General features: G+C 37.1%; 19 protein-coding genes and 1 riboswitch. Of the genes, 9 read left to right on the top strand and 10 right to left on the bottom strand.

The features are described from left to right. Nucleotides 1-38: 38 nt before the first annotated feature. Genes MHB42_RS02035 through MHB42_RS02025 form a run of 3 tightly spaced genes read right to left on the bottom strand, consistent with a single transcriptional unit; the run spans nt 39 to nt 3,075 of the window. Complete coding sequence (locus MHB42_RS02035; RefSeq protein WP_340804095.1) at nt 39-2,234, bottom strand: sensor histidine kinase; 2,196 nt, start codon at nt 2,232-2,234, stop codon at nt 39-41. Between the two features lie 15 nt (nt 2,235-2,249). Beyond that, complete coding sequence (locus MHB42_RS02030) at nt 2,250-2,405, bottom strand: hypothetical protein (protein WP_162838592.1); 156 nt, start codon at nt 2,403-2,405, stop codon at nt 2,250-2,252. Next, a complete protein-coding gene (locus MHB42_RS02025; protein WP_340804094.1) occupies nt 2,383-3,075 on the bottom strand; it encodes a response regulator transcription factor in 693 nt (230 codons plus the stop codon). The genes MHB42_RS02030 and MHB42_RS02025 overlap by 23 nt, the downstream gene beginning before the upstream one ends. 363 nt (nt 3,076-3,438) lie before the next feature. Between MHB42_RS02025 and MHB42_RS02020 the strand changes: the two genes are divergently transcribed. Beyond that, complete coding sequence (locus MHB42_RS02020; protein WP_340804093.1) at nt 3,439-3,669, top strand: DNA-binding protein; 231 nt, start codon at nt 3,439-3,441, stop codon at nt 3,667-3,669. Between the two features lie 60 nt (nt 3,670-3,729). Here the strand turns inward: MHB42_RS02020 and MHB42_RS02015 are convergent, their stop codons facing one another. The 4 genes from MHB42_RS02015 to MHB42_RS02000 form a co-directional block, all read right to left on the bottom strand. Next, nucleotides 3,730-4,716, bottom strand: a complete 987-nt coding sequence (locus MHB42_RS02015) for a homoserine dehydrogenase (RefSeq protein WP_340804092.1) — start codon at nt 4,714-4,716, stop codon at nt 3,730-3,732. Between the two features lie 465 nt (nt 4,717-5,181). After that, nucleotides 5,182-6,306, bottom strand: a complete 1,125-nt coding sequence (locus tag MHB42_RS02010) for an IS4 family transposase (protein ID WP_340803732.1) — start codon at nt 6,304-6,306, stop codon at nt 5,182-5,184. Nucleotides 6,307-6,566: 260 nt separating this feature from the next. Beyond that, nucleotides 6,567-6,953 carry a hypothetical protein gene (locus tag MHB42_RS02005; RefSeq protein ID WP_340804091.1) on the bottom strand — a complete coding sequence of 129 codons (387 nt, stop codon included), beginning with the start codon at nt 6,951-6,953 and terminating at the stop codon, nt 6,567-6,569. 301 nt (nt 6,954-7,254) lie between these two features. Continuing rightward, nucleotides 7,255-8,556, bottom strand: coding sequence for an O-acetylhomoserine aminocarboxypropyltransferase/cysteine synthase family protein (locus MHB42_RS02000; protein ID WP_340804090.1), 1,302 nt, complete (start codon nt 8,554-8,556; stop codon nt 7,255-7,257). 116 nt (nt 8,557-8,672) lie between these two features. Next, nucleotides 8,673-8,786, bottom strand: a riboswitch (SAM riboswitch). 156 nt (nt 8,787-8,942) lie between these two features. On the opposite strand from MHB42_RS02000, the gene MHB42_RS01995 reads away from it, so the two are divergent. The 4 genes from MHB42_RS01995 (at nt 8,943) to MHB42_RS01980 (ending at nt 12,994) form a co-directional block, all read left to right on the top strand. Beyond that, nucleotides 8,943-9,575, top strand: coding sequence for a glycerol-3-phosphate acyltransferase (locus MHB42_RS01995; RefSeq protein WP_340804089.1), 633 nt, complete (start codon nt 8,943-8,945; stop codon nt 9,573-9,575). 379 nt (nt 9,576-9,954) lie between these two features. Beyond that, the gene (locus tag MHB42_RS01990) at nt 9,955-11,436 is read left to right on the top strand and encodes a DASS family sodium-coupled anion symporter (protein WP_340804088.1); all 1,482 of its coding nucleotides are present in this window, start codon (nt 9,955-9,957) and stop codon (nt 11,434-11,436) included. A gap of 138 nt (nt 11,437-11,574) precedes the next feature. Then, nucleotides 11,575-12,306, top strand: coding sequence for a class II chromate reductase ChrR (gene chrR / locus MHB42_RS01985; protein WP_340804087.1), 732 nt, complete (start codon nt 11,575-11,577; stop codon nt 12,304-12,306). 262 nt (nt 12,307-12,568) lie between these two features. Further along, nucleotides 12,569-12,994, top strand: coding sequence for a hypothetical protein (locus MHB42_RS01980; protein ID WP_340804086.1), 426 nt, complete (start codon nt 12,569-12,571; stop codon nt 12,992-12,994). Nucleotides 12,995-13,040: 46 nt separating this feature from the next. Here MHB42_RS01980 and MHB42_RS01975 read toward each other — a convergent pair whose 3' ends face one another. Beyond that, nucleotides 13,041-14,720, bottom strand: a complete 1,680-nt coding sequence (locus MHB42_RS01975; protein ID WP_340804085.1) for a hypothetical protein — start codon at nt 14,718-14,720, stop codon at nt 13,041-13,043. 209 nt (nt 14,721-14,929) lie between these two features. On the opposite strand from MHB42_RS01975, the gene MHB42_RS01970 reads away from it, so the two are divergent. From MHB42_RS01970 to MHB42_RS01955, 4 genes are all read left to right on the top strand, one after another. Beyond that, on the top strand, nt 14,930-15,553 hold the full coding sequence (locus MHB42_RS01970) for a lysoplasmalogenase (RefSeq protein WP_340808508.1): 624 nt from the start codon (nt 14,930-14,932) through the stop codon (nt 15,551-15,553). Nucleotides 15,554-15,581: 28 nt separating this feature from the next. Next, complete coding sequence (gene pepT, locus MHB42_RS01965) at nt 15,582-16,811, top strand: peptidase T (RefSeq protein WP_340804084.1); 1,230 nt, start codon at nt 15,582-15,584, stop codon at nt 16,809-16,811. A gap of 130 nt (nt 16,812-16,941) precedes the next feature. Then, nucleotides 16,942-17,904, top strand: coding sequence for a DMT family transporter (locus MHB42_RS01960; protein ID WP_340804083.1), 963 nt, complete (start codon nt 16,942-16,944; stop codon nt 17,902-17,904). A gap of 489 nt (nt 17,905-18,393) precedes the next feature. Then, nucleotides 18,394-19,104 (top strand): Fe-S oxidoreductase, encoded by a 711-nt coding sequence (locus MHB42_RS01955; RefSeq protein WP_340804081.1) that lies wholly within the window; start codon nt 18,394-18,396, stop codon nt 19,102-19,104. A gap of 46 nt (nt 19,105-19,150) precedes the next feature. On the opposite strand, the gene MHB42_RS01950 is transcribed toward MHB42_RS01955, so the two are convergent. Together MHB42_RS01950 and MHB42_RS01945 are read right to left on the bottom strand one after the other, a co-directional pair. Next, a complete protein-coding gene (locus MHB42_RS01950) occupies nt 19,151-19,831 on the bottom strand; it encodes a GNAT family N-acetyltransferase (RefSeq protein ID WP_340804080.1) in 681 nt (226 codons plus the stop codon). Nucleotides 19,832-19,842: 11 nt separating this feature from the next. Beyond that, entirely contained in the window at nt 19,843-20,955 is a 1,113-nt protein-coding gene (locus MHB42_RS01945; RefSeq protein ID WP_340804079.1) for a mandelate racemase/muconate lactonizing enzyme family protein, read from the bottom strand. Nucleotides 20,956-21,002: the final 47 nt, after the last annotated feature.

The following is a 21,002-nucleotide window of genomic DNA, read 5'->3' as shown; positions in this document are numbered from 1 at the left end:
AAAAGATGGTGGCATGTTTCTGTGCCACCATCTTTTTGCTATACAGCTGGAATTCGTACAATTACTTTAAACAAATCACCATCTACCTCGATGTTCATGCGGGCTCCATGTAGGTCAACAATGGATTGTGCAATAGCTAACCCAAGACCTGAGCCCTCTGTATGACGTGAAGCATCTGCACGTTTAAAACGCTCAAATAGCTCCTCAGCATCCTCGTCAATTTCATATTTAGCAACATTTTTTACTGTAAATTCAGCATCGCCATCTACTGTACGCTTTAATGTTACATAGACACGTGTACCCTCTAATGCATATTTCAAGACATTGACAATTAAATTATCAATTAGTCGCCACCATTTTTGACCATCCACATATGCATAAATTGGATCGTGTGCCATCGTCATGCGTAAATCTAAACGTGACTGGTTTAAATCCTCTTTATGCTCCCCTACTGCTTGCTGGATAAGCTGTGTTAAATCCACTCGACTTCGATGAAGCTCAATATTGCCGCTTGCCATTTTAGAAACTTCAAAAAGATCTTCAATTAACACTTTTAGACGCTCTGATTTTTTATCGAGAATATGGATATATTGTTGACGCTCTTCCTCTGTAATATTTGGTTTTTTAAGTAAGTCTGTATACGTAATAATAGATGTTAATGGCGTTCGTAAATCATGGCTAACATTTGTAATAAGCTCTGTTTTTAAACGCTCACTTTTTGCCTGCTCATGCATAGATATACGTACACCCTCGCGCAAATGGTTCAGATTTTCTGCATGTCTTGCAAGTGGAGATTTACCTCTAACCTTTACATCTCGATTTAAGCGACCCTCTGCCATATCTTTCGTATCCTTCATAATACGATTTAAATAGCCCATTCTGTTTAAGAAAATAACTAATGCTGGAACTCCTACCACCATACAAATTAGTAAAAATGGTAAGCCGTAGCCGCCCGCTATCATCGTAGCAACAAGACTACCTCCGCCAAAAAAGGCTGCCGCTAGCATAACTATTGAGTGCAATGCTATTGAGCGATTTAAAAATAAATCGGCAATTGAATCACCTAAAGACCATAAATAGCTTGATTTCAAGCTTTCTTCAAAGCTTTCTAACGTATTCATTCGTGCATACAGCCAAATGATTTGCATAAAGAAGGCTATACCAATTGCAATGAAAACCATTATTTGAAAAGCCAGTTCAATTATATAGTGCACATAATTATATAAATAATGATATTCAATCGATTCATAAACAATTTGGAAGGCAAAAAAATAGACAAAACCTGTGATTACTAGGGCAATAAGCTGTATATCTATTTTAAACTTTGTTAATGTTTCTTTTTTCTGCAAGTTTTTCGCTACATATAGTACATCCTTACGGCCCATCCAAGCAAAAATAGCTGTTGCAATACTTGTCAGCCAAATAAAGTAAAAAATATATTGGTTTTGCTGAAATTGTTTATAGCCATCCCACATCATATTTGTTGACTGTGCGATTGCTTTTTTCGGAATTGTCACCGTACCTGTATATTCAGTTGCCTCATAAAGAGTTTCTGTATCCACATATGTTTCTGTACGGTCAAAAATATCTTCTAGTTTCGGGCTAATATTATTTGCTTGTAATGGGTTTTGATGTGTATATTCGACTTTATACACACTGTTTTCTGAAACATCCCCAAAGCGATACGTTTTACCCGTTTCTATATTTGTTAATTCATAAGACCAAAAGTGATAGGTCTTATTAAAATTTTTTGCCTCTTCTTGTATAGCTTTTATATATTTATCAACAAGCACTTCCTTTGCAGCAAGCACTTTCTTCCGAACATGTTCATCATCTTCAAAGTTTGTTGTAATATCTTTCACTTTAGCATCTCGTTCAGCCTCTAATTTTTTTTGCAGTTCGGGTGCATTTGCATTGATAGCTTCCTGAATGGGCTGCTCATATTGTGCCCTAATACTATTAATTTGCTCTCCTAGCGTACCATAATAATTACGATGCTCATCTATTTCCGTTTGTGTAACATCTAATTTATTTTTTAAGTCACTCGCTTTTGGTGCATTTAAAATGATTGGTCCTAAATTCGTAAAAAAATCATCGCTCTCACCATAGAAGTTTTCTGAATCAAAATAGGAGTTGCCAATATATTGATGACCTGCAAGCATAAAAGTTCCTATTCCAAAGGTTGTCCAAATTAAACATATAAGCACAAGAAGGGATTTCCATTTTTTTATCATAGCTCTAACACTCCCCTAAAAAATTCTTTCAAGCAATTGTAAAACCTCTGAGGAGCGAGCATTAACGATTTGATAAGCATACACACCAAAGTAAATAAGTCCAATAACACCTGCTATAAATCCTGTAATTGATATATACTTCTCCAGCTTATTTTTCCATTTTATATCCAACACCCCATACCACCTTTAAATAGCGCGGATTTTTCGGGTCTGCTTCAATTTTTTCACGTATTTTTCGAATATGCACAGCTACAATATTTTCTGCATTGTAGGCTTCCTCATTCCAAACACGTTCATAAATTTCGCGAATCGAAAAAACACGCCCTGCATTTTTCATTAATAGTTCTGTAATTTTATATTCGATTGGCGTAAGTCGAACAGGCTCTCCCTCTAAGATGACCTCTTTTGCATCCTCATCAAGCATAAGTCCATCAATTTCTACCTTTGCTGCACCTTCATTATAGGTTCCTAGTTGAACATAGCGTCGTAGCTGCGATTTTACGCGTGCCAATAGTTCTAACGGATGGAATGGCTTTGTCACATAATCATCTGCTCCTACAGATAAACCGTGTATTTTATCGCCATCCTCCGCCTTTGCGCTAAGCATAATAATTGGAATATTACGTTCTTCTCTAATTTTAAAAGTTGCTGTAATGCCATCCATATTCGGCATCATAATATCTAAAATGATTAAATGTATTTCATTATTTTTTAGTTTTTCCAACGCCTCTACGCCATCTGCTGCCTTGATAACATTATAACCTTCATTTTTTAAATAGATTTCAATACCATCACGAATATCTTGATCGTCATCTGTAACAAGAACTGTTAATTTCGTCATGATATACACCTCACTCTCAAATATTAGTGTACTGTTCAAATCTTAAAAACCAGTTACGATAAAAATGAAGAATTTCTTAAGGTTTTACTGAGGCTTTTTCTACTATAAAATAGTGCTAATAAAAATTAAATTTTATCTGTCTTGACCTCTATATTGTTGGCTCCTTATCATAGCACTGAGTTGATTTCCTTTCTACTAGCCAACTACTATTAGTAATAAAAGTGTGAATTACATCTTTTAGTGTTGAACCATGTTATTATTAATAATACAGATTTATCCAAAATCAAACAATTACCATTTTTACTTTAGTATGCTTTCTCTTTAATGAGCAGTATAATGAAAATAGTAAAAGGAGCGAAGTATATGTATAAAACAGTTGCAGAAACGGCTCTTGATCTTGGTATGCCTGAGGAGCAAATTATACGTTTAGTATATGAGGGACGTATCCGCTCTGTTTATGATGGGGAGCAAATACTTATCAATAGTGACCAGTTCAGCACTTATTTTGAGCAATTGGAGCGTATTAAAGAGGAAATTGAAATTTGGCGCTCTACCCCTATTCCAGAGGATATTGATGTAAAAGATGAAGATTAATAAAAAGCCTGCTATTCAATTGCTTGAATGGCAGGCTTCTAACCATTTATCGTAAAGAGTTTAAATTGTTACAACAAATCCAGCTCTTTTCCCAATTATTTCAGCATAATCCTCTACCATAACACTAGCAGTCGGATACATGCCAGCACCAGGGCCAATTAATGTAAGTGTACCGATATAATTCGTGTCTAAGGCAACCGCATTATTGACATCATCGACTGGATATAATGGATGTTCCTTATCAACTAATTGCGGACCTACCTTCGCTACAATTTTACCATTGTCCAGCTTTTCAACCTCTGCTACATGGCGATAGCGCATCCCCTTCTCATATGCTTCACGGACTTGTGTCGATGAAATATTATCAATACCAATGACCTCTACATCTGCCCAATCAGGTTGCTCCCCAAATGCCAGTGCACTTAAAATCATTAGCTTTTTAAAAGCATCCTGCCCTGAAACATCGTTATATGGGTCTGCCTCCGCGTAGCCTAAGCTTTGTGCCTCTTTTAATGCTTCCTCAAATGTACAGCCTTGTGCACGCATCTTTGTTAAAATATAGTTACATGTACCATTTAAAATTCCTTGTATACGGCTTACATCATTGACAAGTAAAATATTTTTCATTGTTTTAATAACAGGCACGCCACCTGCAGTAGTTGCTTCAAAGCCTACAAAAACACCATTTTCCTTTGCAAGTGCCTGCAATTCTAAGCCTCGCTTGGCAAACATCACTTTGTTGGCTGTAATAACATGGCATTTATGCTCAACCGCACGCTTTAAGTAGCTATACGCAGGCTCTTCATTAACAATTGCTTCAAATACAACCTGCATACCTGGTTCAGCTAAGACATCATCCATATTTGTTGTCATTAGATGTGCTGTCCCTGGTACACGTTCACGACTTGCATCTGTTACTAAAATTTTTGCTACTTCTAATTCAATGCCTAATTTATTTTTAAGCTCTTCTCGCTTTTCTTTTAATATATGGTAAATCCCTTGACCTACCGTTCCAAATCCTAAAATCGCTGCCTTTATAGTTGCCATTCCTGTTATTCCCTCCAACTTACATTCCGCAGTTTCCTAAAATTATTGTTAGCTTTTAGGTTATATACACCGAAAGCTTATAATTATTGTTTATATTGGTACAAGCTCCATTATTTTAGAAACTCTACAAATTCAAATAATTCAAAATTTAACTTAAAGAAAATTGTAACGCATATATATAGTTCACACAAGAAAAATCTTTCTAGGATGGACATTTGTTTCTTCTAGACGTGCATAAGAAATCGTTTTCAATCCCTTTACTATACGTGTTTACAGTATATGAATAACATTTGAACAAATCTTGACTATTTACTTACAACCACTAGCGTCGCATAAATTTTAACTGAATTTTCTGTTTTCTTTTCGTTCCTTTTATGAAGAAAAACGAAGACACTTAAGCAGAGGTAGTAGTCATCCATTTTTTTACTATAACCTGTGACGTGTGCGACAGAAAAGATGAACCCTTTATGGAATCGCTTTCCCGGCAATTTTTCGAACCCATAAGTGAGCGGATTTCCATGGAGCTGCCTTTAATAATCGACCAATTGTTAAATAGGTTTTCGAACTATTCGTGTTCAGTTGTGCCAACACATGTAGGCAATACACAATCATCGCAATGTAGACTTGATTATGCACGCCCTGTTCACTTTGCGCGTAAAACTTTTTAATATTTAGGTGTTGTTTCAACCATTTGAAAAATAGTTCAATTGCCCAGCGCGATTTGTACAGTTCTGCGATTTCGTCTGCGTTTAAATCAAACCGATTTGTAAGTAACTGCAGCTCATTTCCTTTTGTATCCGTTACTTTGACCCGACGAAAGTAGTTTTCTGCTCGGTTTTGGGGTGTGCCAATTAAAATCATTTCATCGGATAAGGCGATTGATTCTTCGGGCAATTGAAAGGCTTCAACGACACGAACCGCTGCGTTTTTTCGTAAGCGCGAGACAAAGAAATAACCGTCATCCGTCATCTGATCAAATTGTTTATAGTCTAAATAACCACGGTCAAAAACGTACATGCATTCCTTGTCGTCAACGAGCAGTTCGAGCTGACCATGATCGTGCTCAATCGCATTTGTGAGAATCGCCTGATCCGGATACGAATGCCCTTCTTCTACGTAAATGAGTCGTAAATGAAGCTTGATGCCCGACTTCGTTTGGCGAAATTCAGCCCACTTATGGTTGTTCAAATTCAACGGCAACGTACTCGAATCAATGATTTTCAATGGTGTCGTGATTTGCCGGCGCTGCTTATACTGTGCCTTTTCGTGAATTTGAGCGACTAAATCATAAAATACCTGTTGAAACACCTCTGTTGGTACGTAATTTAACCGACGACCTAACTGTGAAAAGCTGATGGATGTTAATTTAGTGGCTTGTTGAAGTTCATCTGAAAATAACTTCAATTGCACATCGCGCATACTTTCGGCTTCATTCAGTTGGGCGAACAGCAGTAGTTTTAAAAATGAATCCATGTATAGCTTCTTTGTATAGTTATTTAATTGATGGGTTTCAACCAAATCCGCGAATTTCGTGGAGGAGATGGGTGAAAACCATTGTTCAAATGATGTTTTTCGTGTAAACTTATCCATGCTTGAGTCCTTTGTATTGGATTTGGATGGTTTGCTACCACCAACCAGTATAAAGGATTTTTTTATGCTTGGAATAGATGACAGAAATTTCAGTTTAATTAAACGCGTTGGATTATTTTAATGCGACGCTAGTGACTTACAACAAATAAATGTTTTCTTCTATTGTATAGTATACGCAAATATAGTGTTAACAAGACCCCTATTAAAAAAGCTCATTCCCTGTAGCAGCAGAGAATGAGCTTAAAGATATAAGGGGAGTTTTAGCCTGCTTTTGAAAGCAATTGATAGCGATATTGTGTTAAAACCTGTTGAACAAGGCTGACTTCCTTCTCTGTAAAATTCGGCACAGCATATGTACGTTCAACTAATTGGAATGTACCATATTTTAAATAATACTCTGTTGCAGGAAGTGGGATATGACTTATACCATAACTTTGATAAGCTTCATAAACTTCCTTTACGCTATAGCCTTCTTCTTGTGCACAAATTTGTTCATAAAATGCTGTATGACCAAAAGCTTGTTGCCATTTTTCTTCAACTGATGCAAGTAAGTGTTGCATGGCCTTATTGTTTACAAATATATAACCTTCGTTTAGTTCATAAATAAAATAAGATGCAATATTTTGTGCACTATAAATATTACCCATTTAAACCACTCCTTTATCATCAGTTTTTAGAGAGAAATAGCTGCTGGTTAGACAGCACTTTTAACTGTTTACCCTTTAAAAAGTTAGTGTCGCTCATTTATATTATTTCCTAGTATATAGCATGGTTTTATTTAAGTCAATAATACAAATAAAAATACTAGGTTTTATTTTCGAGAAAGTTCTGACAATTTACCAAATGAGGTAAATAGCTGATGCAGCAACGTTTTACGCATTACCAAATGAGGCACTTCAAATGAGAAAATACGTAAACGCTACAACATTGCTCTTTATCTTCTCTAGCTTAAGCTTCTATTGTTTGCTCAGCTGATGTTGCTTGTGCAATTGCCTGTTCTAAATCAGCAATAATATCTTCCACTGCCTCTAAGCCGATAGATAAGCGAATGAGCGATTCGGCTACGCCAGCTTGGACCAATTCCTCTGCTGATAATTGCTGATGTGTCGTGGATGCTGGGTGTATAATTAACGATTTAGCATCTCCTACATTCGCTACATGTGAGAATAGCTTTACACTATCAATAAGCTTTCTTCCTGCTTCACGTCCACCTTTAATGCCAAAGGTAAGCACTGAACCGAAGCCATTTCTTAAATATTTCTTCGCCAAATGATGTGTAGGGAAATCCTCAAGACCATTGTAATTTACATATTCCACAGATGGGTGGTTTTGTAAATATTCAGCCACTGCCAATGCATTTTCATTATGTTTAGGTATACGCAAATGAAGCGTTTCTAAACCTTGTAGGAAATTAAAAGCAGCGTCAGGGCTCAATGTTGGACCAAAGTCGCGTAATAATTGTACACGTAGCTTTGTAGCAAAAGCAGTGGATGCTGTATCAATGCCATAACGTAGTCCATGATAGGAAGCATCAGGCTCCGTAAAGCCAGGGAACCGTCCACTCGTCCAGTCAAACTTACCAGCATCTACTACAACACCACCTAAAGTTGTACCATGACCACCAATCCATTTTGTTGCTGAATGAACAACAATATCTGCCCCAAAGTCAATTGGTGTAGAGCCATAAGGAGAAGCAAATGTGCTATCTATAATTAATGGCAAGCTGTTGTCATGAGCAATTTTAGCAACCGCTTCAATATCTAAAACCTTTAAGCTTGGATTACCATAGACTTCAGCAAAAACAGCCTTCGTTTTATCAGTAATCGCTGCATGGAAATTTTCTGGGTTTGTTTCATCTACAAAAATTGTTTTAATACCGTAGTTTGGTAATGTATTTGCGAATAAATTATAAGTACCACCATATAAAGAACTAGCTGCTACTATTTCATCACCAGCTCCTGCTAGGTTTAAAATGGAGAAGGCAATCGCTGCTGCACCAGATGAAAGTGCTACTGCCGCTGTCCCACCCTCCAATAAAGCTACACGCTTTTCAAAAACATCTACAGTAGGGTTTGTAATACGTGTGTAAATATTCCCCGCTTCCTCTAAGGCAAAAAGACGTTGCGCATGAGCAGTGTCTTTAAAAACAAAAGCTGTTGAACGATAGATAGGAACTGTACGGGTGCCTGTCACAGGGTCTGGCTCTTGACCACCATGTAACAATAATGTTTCTGGTTTAAAATCTGTCATTGTATACCTCCAAATGGTTATTTTTTTACGATGGTACCGGAGATGAGGAGGATTTTCTGTAGAAAACAAAAAACCCTCTTCAGCTAAGAAGAGGGTTGCAGTTGCAAGTTTTCCTCCCCTTATCTGCCAGATTCAAGCATGAATCTGCAGGAATTAGCACCGTAGTAAGTTCGTCACTCACTGGTTGCTGGGCATCATAGGGCCTGTCCCTCCGCCGCTCTTGATAAGAGTATGTGATTCAATTTCCATCGTTGTTACACAGTATAAACATAGAGTTTTTTTCTGTCAACCTATAAATTTTATTTTTTCCGAAACTTCTGTTTGCTTTTTTTCGTAATATGAACACATACATTATTTTTAGAAATCAATTCGAAAGGAGTATTTTTATGGTAAAAGCCGTGATTACTGTTCTTATTGTCGGCTATCTTATTGGCTGCATTCATGGTTCGAAGGTGGCGCAAATTTTATCGGGGGTTGACCTAAAAAAAGCTGGTCATGGCAATGCTGGAGCCTCCAATGCCACACTTTCTCTTGGCTGGAAATACGGTGTTTTAGTCGCTCTCATTGATATTGGCAAAGGAGTTATTGCCATTATTGGTGCACACCTATATTTTGGGGATGCTACATTTTTGACAGAAGAGCAAATATGGCTGCTGACATACCTGATAGCTGCAGGTGTTATTTTAGGTCATAACTTCCCGTTTTATATGGGCTTTAATGGCGGTAAAGGGACTGCCTCTATTATTGGTATTTTGCTTGCTGTGAATTGGAAAATTGGTTTATTTGCACTTATACTTTTTGTTATTTTATCGTTTGCTACAAACTATTTAATTGTTGGTGTACTTGAGTTTTATCTTGTCTTTTGTACAGCCACATATTTATGGATTCCCGGAATCGGCCCAACTGTTATCGCACTATTGCTTTTTGTCATCGCTATGATTTTACATATTGAAAATATTAAACGATTAGTGAAAGGCACAGAGCCTAAAGTCACCTCAGCATTTAAGAAAAAGAAATAGTATTATTATAGAAATTTAACAAACTATTACGATTGCATTTATTTGAAACGGGTACAATATTAACAATGGAGGCATTGGCAATTTCAGCCTCCTGTCTTCACTAACAATGTGCTGCGTAATCATAAAAGCATGCTCAGCATTTTTCCACAAAAATATTTATCGGAATTATAATATCCCCTATACACTGGCATTGAATTACTTACATAGTTATTTTGTCTTTTGTATGACCGTATATTTTCTCTTTATTATCTGCTTAATGCTCTAAAAAGTAATTATTTTACATACTGATTATTCTATAATAAAATGGACAGTTTTCTATCTTAATAAAGTATTGTCCTAACCGATGTTATGAATAATAGTGTAGAAAGGATGAGAAAATATGTCAGCACTGAAACAAGAAGCTACAAAACGTAATTTAAAGCCTCTCTGGATTGCGCTAGCCTTTGCCCTACTAATTATTATTACATTTTTGCCGAATAATGGTGAGCTACCTGTAGCAGGACAGCGCTCTCTAGCCATCCTAGCCTTCGCAGTTATTCTTTGGGTAACAGAAGCTGTATCATATCCTGTTAGCTCAGCGATGATTATTGCACTTGTTACTGTGTTACTTGGGCTTGCGCCAACAGTTAATGACCCTACAACAGAATTAGGTACAGCAGGTGCTCTAAAGCTTGCATTAAGTGGCTTTAGTAATTCCGCAGTCGCTCTAGTAGCAGCAGCTCTTTTTTTAGCAGCAGCAATGCAGCTTACCAACTTGCATAAGCGACTCGCTCTCTGGATTCTTTCACTTGTAGGAACAAAAACGAAAGCTATTGTATTTGGCGCTATTCTAGTATCAATAGCCCTTGCATTCTTTGTCCCTTCTGCTACAGCGCGTGCTGGTGCCGTTGTTCCCATTTTACTCGGAATGGTCGCAGCATTTGGTTTACCACGTGATAGCCGACTCGCTGCCCTACTTGTTATTACTTCTGTACAAGCTGTTTCTATTTGGAATATTGGTATCAAAACAGCAGCAGCCCAAAATATGGTTGCATTAAATTTTATTCAAGAACAATTTAATGTGAATATTTCTTGGGGGGCATGGCTACTCTACGCTGGTCCATTCTCCGTTATTATGTCAGTTGTGCTATTTTTCGTCATGATTATGCTTATTAAACCTGAAACAAGCAATATTGAGGGTGGTAAAGAGGTTATCAAGAAACAACTTGAAGAGCTTGGTCCGTTAAAAGGCCCTGAAATACGTTTAATTATTACCTCTGTTATCTTACTGTTCTTTTGGGCAACTGAAGGAAGACTTCATCCATTTGATACAACAACCGTCACAATTATTGCTATTGCTATTTTATTATTACCAAAAATCGGTGTATATACATGGAAGGAAGTTGAATCTCATATTCCTTGGGGAACAATTATTGTCTTTGCGGTAGGTATTATGCTAGGAACGATTTTATTAAGTACGGAAGGTGCATCATGGTTATCCGATAAAGTGTTTGGCTCACTTGGTTTAGATTCTATGCCGATTTTAGCTACGATTGCACTCGTCACACTCTTTAATATTTTGATTCATTTAGGCTTTGCAAGTGCAACAAGCTTAGCATCCGCGCTTATACCAGTATTTATCGTTTTAGCATCAACATTAACGGCGAATGTTGACCAAGTTGGTTTCGTCATTGTACAGCAATTTGTCATTAGCTTTGGCTTCCTGCTACCAATCAGCGCACCACAAAATATGCTTGCCTATGGTACGGGCGCATTTACAACAAAAGACTTCCTGAAATCAGGTATTCCATTAACCGTTGTAGGCTTTATTTTGATTTTGCTCTTCTCTGCAACTTATTGGAAATGGATTGGACTTCTATAGATTTTCATTATAAATATTTTACGTTATGAGATAATTTATAGAACTTCCTATAAGTGATTAAATATTCTTCTTTGTTCGATTTTGACTATAAAGCGTGCTATGCTTTTCATATACAAAGAAACAAAGGAGAGTCTATACATGGTAAAAGAATTATTACGTAACCATTCTTCAGTGCGTATTTATGATGGTAAACCTATTTCAAAAGACATTATTGAAGATTTAATTGCTACAGCACAAATGGCTGCAACATCACATTTTGTACAAGCCTATAGTGTTATATGGGTAACAGATGAAGAGAAAAAGGAAAAATTAGGTTTACTTTCTGGCAACCCACGCCAATATGAAACCTCCGGAGGTGCTTTTGTCTTTTGTGTTGACTTTAAGCGCCTGCAAATGGCTGGTAGATTAGAGAGTGTGGATATCGTAGCTGACTCCGCTGAAAATGTCCTTGTAGGTGTAGCAGATGTGTCATTATTTGCACAGAACTTTGTGATTGCTGCTGAATCAATGGGCTACGGTATTTGCTATATTGGCGGTGTACGCAATAACCCTGCTGAAATCAGTGAGTTGTTCAATCTACCTGATTATGTTTTCCCATTATTTGGGCTAACAATCGGCGTTCCTGCACGTCGCAATGAGGTAAAACCTCGTTTACCTGTATCTGCTGTATTACATGAAAATGAATACAATGCTCAAAAATATGAGGAGCTTTTACCAGCATATAACGAAACAATGGAAGCCTATTATAATAGCCGATCATCAAATAGAAAAATTGATAATTGGACAAAACAAATGGCTGACTTCCTAATTGAGCAACGTCGTCCTCATATTAAAGAGTTTTTAGCTAAAAAAGGATTTAATTGGAAATAAACTATTAGAAATGGGGTTACTATCGTATGATAACAACCCCATTTTCATTTTAACTAGTATTTTTTACATAAGCTCCATCAGATATATAACTGCAAATTAATAAATAGGACTCTTTCTTTTTCCAGCAATTCCATTCATATTTATAATAATCGATTACGCGCTAGCGTCAGGTACATCTGTCGGGCTTTTATCTTGGTTCAGTGGGCGTTTGGACACCCACTGAACCAAGATAATCCTATCACTGAAAGGAGTTATAGACAAAATGGCCTTTGTGAATAAGCATCTTGCTCGTACTTTGGAGCAACAGCATAGGAGAAGTGTTAGAAGTTTATTTTTAAAAATGGAAGAATTAAATAATAATTGTACAGAATTAAGAAAGCGACTTGAAGCACATATTGACTTTACACAATATCAACCTGCTATTGACTATATTGATCAATTTGTGTCACATACAACGATTCTTCAACTAAAATTTATTACCAATACACAAAATTTAGAAGTAGTTGTCTTACACGCCCTTTTGTTAGATTATATTTTAGAAAATAATGACCAACTAACTTTCGAATATGAAAATAAACTATTGCAAAGTTACCTGCAAGATATTTTCATGTTAAATAATCATGCACAAACACTTTTTACCAACCATCGAGAAAAAATGTTGCGCTATATTCAACAGCACACTAAATAACAAAGGACGACCTTCACTGCATGAAGATCGCCCTTTGTTATTTTTTCTATTGTAGCCCTTTTATCATTAGTGAACGAACTGGCAAGAATTGCTCGCCTGTATCGCCATATGTGAGAATGACCTCATCACCCTCTTGTAAATAAATAGCTAAAGGCTCTGTTTCAGCACTTACTAAATAATTTTCACCATTTTCTAGCAAGAACGATACTGTTGTAAAATCACCTAAACGTTCTTTGTATACACGTAATACTTTTCCACTAGCCTGCTTTTCCTCCGCTTTGGAGCTCCCGTCCACTGTATTTCCTCCACGGCTTAAGGCTGTTTTATATAATTTCAGCGCTTCTTTAGGTGTTGTTGCATAAACAGAAATCTCGGGATTTGCTGCTGATACAATAAAATAGTTTTGTAAAAAGCCATTAGAATCCAGTACAGCCGTTAACCAGCTTGCTTCACCATAAAAGTTATATAACACTGGCATTTCACCAGTCCATTTTTTCTCTATAAATTTCTTTTCAATAATTTGTAAATTACCTTGTGAATCCATATAGCTTGAATCTTGATTTCCTGTATAATATGTTGCTGCACCTGTTCGCGCATTTGTTAAAGAATAGCCCAGCATAGAATCTACGCCCTCTTTTGGACTTGTAAAGTCTGTAAAGTAATACATATCACCATTCTCATCAAAAATTGGGCTAACATTTGATTCTGTTCCCTCATCAGATGGAATTTTTACATCCTTTTTCCCAAACATACTATTCCAGAATCCATGAACATAGTTACCAAAATAACTATTTTGTAAGCTGACCGTTTCGGGTGACACTCCACCATCAATAAATTCCGGAATATTTTTTAGCTCTAGCACCTCTGATTTCCCTGTTAAGGCATCCACTAACACAATCCCTTTCACATCAAAGCCATTACGCGCTGAGATAAATTCACCATATGAGCGAATATAATACGGCTTTCCTTCATCATTAACCTCAAGCTGAACATCCCCATAAAAAATTAGGAATGGATGCTGTAGACGAATATGGCGCTCTAAATTCGCATTTAAGTATGCAGAAGGAACATACTTCATTTCCTCCTTCACAAATCGTGGATTATCTGCTGAGTCTGTCGCACTCATAATAAAATAGCCTGGCGTTGTGTCGCCATTCATCCATTTAAAAAACCCTGAAAATTCAACTGGTGCTATATACACATATTCGCCCTTCACCTTTTGAATTTGAAGACGTCCCAGCTCATAATAACTTGTATTTGGCACTTGTCCAAACGCCTTTTTCATTTTATTGCGTGCAAATTTTGGCGGAACGCTTGCGGGCGTCTGTGTTTCATCGAACGGTGTGATCTCCACCTCTTCCTTCATTTCAGAAGACTTAAATTTTTCATTAGCATTCCATAAAGGTGCTGATAATACATAAATGGCAACGCCTAAACTTGCTAAAAATAAAATGCCCTTTATTTTTCGTTCAATACCACTTGCCAGCAGCGCACCTACTAATGTCAGCACAATAATAGCAGGCCAAAAAACAAGCCAATTTACATCGATTTTTGTTATATATAAAGTGATACCTGTTGCTAACAAGCTTAATACAAAAACACCGATAAAAAAGTAGCCAATAACCTTTTTGGATTTTCCATCCTCACGCTTTTTTGTAATAAGCGGTGTTACTAACACACTTGCGATCACTGCAATGACTGCCGAAGCTATAAGTAGCTTAGTCATTTATTTCATCCTCTCTTCAATTGTATGTCTTCTTAATTTACGGTTACAGATGAAAAAGGTTTCATATTATAAAAGGGTAACTTCTATGCCAAGTGAACACTCTCTATAAAAAATTCTTTTTTAGATAAAGGAATTCTATTAATTAAGAAAGAATTTCAAATGGAGAGGAGCTGAAGCAATTGCTAAAAAAACTATTAATAGCATTTACCATGTTATTCAGCCTTTATTATATTTTTCTTTTTTCCCATATTGCAGAAGGATTAACACTCATCTTTAAAGTCATCCCAATGTTATTGATGATTATATTAGCTACTATTCAAAAACCATTACATGTTCGAAAATACCAACTATTGATTATCACAGGTCTTATATTTTGTATGATTGGCGATTATACATTACAGTGGTTTTTAGTTGGACTAACTAGCTTTTTAATTGGGCATATTTTTTATATTGCTGCATTTGTTACTGCTCATAAACAGCAAGTACCTGCTTGGGCAAAGCTGATTTTATTGCTTTATGGGGCGATGATGGGGATATGGCTTGCGGGGTCTGTATTTCAAACAGGAAGCACCCTACTCGGCATTGCAGTGCTTGCCTATATAGCTATTATTTTTACAATGGGCTGGACAGCCATTCAAACTGGCTCTAAATTTGCTACAATTGGTGCTTTATTATTTATCGCCTCTGATTCCTATTTAGCAATCAATAAATTTGTTGCACCATTAGCTTTTTCTCATGAAGTCATTATGCTGACGTATTATAGCGCCCAATTCCTTATTTCCTTAAGCATCCTTCAATATTCCGAAACCCGAAGTAAAGTGATACAATACTAACATATACACATATAGGAGGCCATATTTTATGAAAGAACAAGTAATTGAGCGATTAATTCGCTATGCAAAAATCGATACACAATCAGACTCTACAAGCGAAACTACGCCTTCCACACAAAAGCAATTTGATCTATTATATGTTTTAAAAGATGAACTTGCTGAAATTGGCTTAACAGATATTACCTTAGATGAAAATGGCTATTTATTTGCTACATTAGAGGCAAATACAAATAAAGAAGTACCAACAATTGGTTTTTTAGCACATGTGGATACAGCAACAGATTATACGGGGACAAATGTGAAGCCACAGCGTGTAGATAACTACGATGGTGGCGATATTCAGTTAAATGAACATTTAGTAATGTCACCAACAGATTTCCCTGAACTGAAAAATTATATTGGTCAAACACTTATTACAACAGATGGTACTACCCTATTAGGCGCAGATGATAAGGCTGGTATTGCTGAAATTATGACGGCTATGGAATACCTTATTCAAAACCCTTCTATCAAACACGGAAAAATTCGTGTAGCCTTTACACCTGATGAAGAAATTGGCCGTGGTCCACATAAATTTGATGTAGCTGCATTTGGAGCAGACTATGCCTATACAATGGATGGTGGGCCACTTGGAGAGCTACAATACGAAAGCTTTAATGCCGCTGGCGTAAAAGTTATTACAAAGGGCACTAGTGTCCATCCTGGCTCTGCTAAAAATAAAATGATAAATGCAATAACAATAGCGATTGCCTTTCAAAATGAAATGCCTGCTGATGCAGTTCCTGAAAAAACAGAGGGCTATGAGGGCTTTATTCATTTAACGAACTTTAATGGATTGATTGAGCATACAGAGCTATCTTATATTGTACGCGACCATGATCGTCAAAAATTTGAAGAGAAAAAACAGTTAATGCTTGATGCAGCAGCTAAAATCCAAGCGCAGTTTGGAAAAGATGCTCTAAGCATTACAATGGAAGATCAATACTATAATATGGGTGAAAAAATTGAACCTGTAAAAGAAATTGTTGACATTGCCCGTGCTGCAATGGAAAAATTAGATATTACACCAAACACTTTACCAATCCGTGGTGGTACAGATGGCTCACAGTTATCCTATATGGGCTTACCAACACCAAATATTTTTGCTGGTGGTGAAAATATGCATGGTAAGTTTGAATATGTATCTGCTGAAACAATGGAGAAAGCAGCACAAGTCATTATTGAAATTGTTCAGCTCTTTGAACAACAGGCACAATAAAAGGTTTTGAATGCTATTGCGAAGAAAGGCTTTCCTTTCTTCGTCATTTTTTCAGCATTAATGACTGAATTTTCACATTACAATATTACATATGGAGTTTTATGATACAACTCCAATTGAGGTGGTCTTGATGAAAGAAATTGCATTAGGCATTTTAGCTTCACTGTTCTTTGCTGTCACATTTATTTTAAATCATGCAATGGAAATGCAGGGAGGTAGCTGGCTTTGGAGTGCATCACTACGATATTTCTTTATGCTCCCCTTTTTGCTGGTGATTGTTTTTTATCGTAAGGGCTTTTCACAGCTAGCTGGAGAAATGAAGGCACAGCCTATTGGATGGTTGCTTTGGAGCTTTGTTGGCTTTGTATTGTTCTATGCACCTTTAACATTTGCAGCGGCATTTGGTCCAGGCTGGCTTGTATCTGGAACATGGCAATTTACCATTGTTGCTGGGGTATTATTAGCCCCCCTCTTTGTTTCTATTATCGCGGGGAAAAAGGTACGGCAAAAGATTCCGTTAATCTCTCTTCTAATCTCTTGTGTCATATTAGTAGGTATTCTACTTATTCAAATACCTCAGGCACAATCTGTTCCATTTAGAAGTTTAATGCTTGGTATTTTGCCTGTTATCATTGCTGCCTTTGCCTATCCTCTAGGGAATCGCAAAATGATGGAAATCTGTGGTGGACGTATTGATACCTTTCAGCGTGTCCTTGGCATGACAATTGCGTCGATGCCAGCATGGATTATTATCGCTATTTACGCCATGATAACAGTGGGACTGCCGTCAGCAAGTCAACTATTCCAATCTTTACTAGTCGGCATTAGTTCAGGCGTTATTGCAACAATCTTATTTTTCATTGCAACAGATCGTGTCAGAGATCATCAGGGAAAGCTTGCTGCTGTAGAAGCAACACAATCAACCGAAATTTTATTTGTAATTATCGGTGAGGTACTACTACTCGGAATAGCCTTCCCAAATCCAATTGCGCTAGCGGGTCTTGGCGTAATTATTATTGGTATGCTATTGCATAGCTACTATACAATGATATTAGGGAGAAAAAGTGCTGTACAACAGTCCACTTCCCCATAAACAGTCCTTTATTGGGCTGTTTTTTTATATGGCATCAATTACACTCCAGCATAATTATACCTGTCGCTAATGCTTTCGGTACATAAAGCATCTTCCGCTGACGCTTCGCTTTCGATACAAAAAGAATTTGCTGAACAAGATAAAAAAAGACGACTCCATCCTATCGTAGGATGAGTCGCCTAGAGATTTTCACGTTCCCAAAAAATGAGGGGGGTTTTAGGAGCGTAATCATGAACTAGCAAACTTCTGGAGAAAAGTAGCTAAAGTTCATCCTCTCTACACTGTATTGTAGAGGAGGAATAATCTTTATACGATAATGATAATCATTATCAATTAAAATGTCAACAATAATCTAAAAAAATCTTAATTTTTTTATCCATGACTTTAATTCATATATATCTTATATGTTTAATGCATTTTACTACATTGCATTCCATTTGTGAAGCAAAAATGATTACTTTATAATTAACTAAATAAAGGAGGATGACCATGCCAGCTTTAACGATGGATCAAGTGCAACAACTAAACTCTTATAGTATTTATACAACTGAGCCTAAGCGGACTTTATTTACATTGGCTGATATACATAAAGATTTTTACCATCCTGATTTTTTAAACTTGATGATGGGCATTACAGATGCAGCAACGGAAACTGCGGCTATTTCCCATTTTGCGCGCCGTTACGGTATGTTTTTTGCTATGCAATTTTATATGCTCGCTGCCTATGATGAGGTTTGGGATGGTAAGCCAATTGAATTGCGCTTTGATGCCGCTAAAGAATTTAATAGCTTTACCGTTGCTATGTTTGCAAACCCTAATGACTGGCGCTATGTTGATGAAGATGAACGTCAGGCCGTTATTGAAAAAATTCTCTATGATGGGCACGTAATTGTTCAACAGCTTCGAAAGGTGACATCTATCTCCCCCCTTACTATTTGGGAAAATTTCTTTGGCTATTTACTATGGCATTATCATGTATTGCTAGCCAACCCCGGCCTAGCTGACCAAGCAATGGAGGATATAGAAGCCTTAGAAAACCCAAAAACATGGGCACGCTTCTCCAATAAATCTTGGTGGGCACAATATACAGGCAATCAAAGCCCAACAAATTTAGTGAATGTTCCTGTTCGCAAATCATGCTGTTTTTCCAAAGATATCCCTGGTTTAATGGCTTGTGGCTTTTGTCCAATGAAAAAATAAAAAAAGCCTTATCCTTCACATTTTGCTTTAGTGAAGGATAAGGTTTTTACTTTTCATATACAACAAACCAATCATTATTTTCTTCAAACATAGCTGTGCCTAAATAGCCCTGCTTTAATAGCTGTTGCTGAGCGGCTATATCCCCCATTGACACCGTTTGCTGATCTGTAAAAATAGGCGGCTTTTGTCGTAAATCTTTATAGAAAATATAACGTAGCTTATCTACATATTTCACCTTTAAGCCTTTAATCACAAGCTGCTGAGAAAATTTATCCTTTAAGCTTGGAATATTATAGGGCTTCACTGTTGAACATATGTAATCATATTTTTCTAAATCAATCTGGTTCATAGCCACCGCCGCTAATGTTTGCTGTAAGCCATAGCCGCGATATTTCGGCGAAACATTAGATATCTCCTGATATAAAACCCGATGGAACTCATGCTCTGCAATGCCACAGTCATACCCAAGATGCTCATCCTCAGCAGGAGGATTTAATAAAGCACGAAAGGCGATTAATTCCTCCCCTACATACGCACCGAGCATCATACCATTGCCATTTAAAATATAGTCAAATTCCTCTGTCGTTAAAGGCTGTAAAATCGTTTGATCTTCTAATGCCTGATAAACCTCCATCTGTAGCTTCTCAATTTGCTGTAAATGCTGAGGTGCTAGTTGTATAACATCAAATGGCGTTTCACCAAGCATACCTGTATAAAGCTTTTTCATATCCTACCCCCTTAGGCTGTAACAACAGCTGAGAACTTACATAATTCCTGAATCACAGCTTCATCTACATCTACACCTAAGCCAGGCTGCTCATTTAAGCAAATAAACGGCACATCATAATGTAGATTGCCCACATCTTTTGAGAACTTAAGTGGTCCTGTTAATTCAACACTTGTCATAATCTTTTTCGAAAATGCTACATGGAAGCCTGCAGCAGAACCTACAGAGGACTCTACCATTGAGCCAACCTGACATTCAATACCTGCCATTTCAGCCATCACAGCAAGCTTCATAGCAGGATAAATGCCCCCGCATTTCATTAATTTAATATTTACTTTATCGGCTGCACGCTTAGCAATAATTTCACGCATTTCACGTACACCACGCAGCCCTTCATCAATCATTAACGTTACATCAGATTTTGATTTAATCTCAACCATTCCATCAATATCTTCACTATTGACTGGTTGCTCTAGCCAATCAATATTTAAGTCTTTCATAACACGTAAGCCTTGTAGTGTAGTAGCTGCATTGCCCCAGCCTTGATTGACATCAACCCGAATCGCAATATCCTCTCCAACACGCTCACGTACTGCTTTAATACGAGCAACATCACGCATAACTTCTGTTCCCACCTTCATTTTAAATGAACGGTAGCCCATTTCTACACGATTAGCTGCCTCCTCTGCCATTGCTTCAGGTGTTCCAATACTTAAAACATGTGTAATTGGGAATTTTTCATGATAGCGTCCACCTAATAGCTGATATACTGGTACGCCCAATGCCTTTCCAGCAATATCGAAGCAGGCAATATCAATCGCTGCCTTTGCGGCTGGTACGTCCTTCACAATTTTGTTCATTTTATCATGCAGCTTTTCAAATGCCATTGGGCTTTCTCCAATAACAGCAGGTGCAAGGTGATTTTTTAATACCGCATAGGTACTTTCCCATGTTTCACCTGTTACATGCTCATCAGGAACAGCTTCTCCATATCCGACAACCCCTGTATCAGTTGTTACTTTTAAAATAATGGAGGGCATTGTATCATATGTAGCATAGCTAATAATAAATGGGTCAATCAATGGTAAATGGATAGCAAAAATATCTACTTGTTGGATTTTCATAATCATTAATCTCCTTCATGTTTTAATAGTCGTTAATATGTCGCTAA

This window comes from Lysinibacillus sp. FSL K6-0232 (assembly GCF_038008325.1).
Lineage (GTDB): Bacteria > Bacillota > Bacilli > Bacillales_A > Planococcaceae > Lysinibacillus.
Note: the sequence above shows the minus strand (reverse complement) of the source record. Positions and strands in the feature narration are given on the sequence as shown.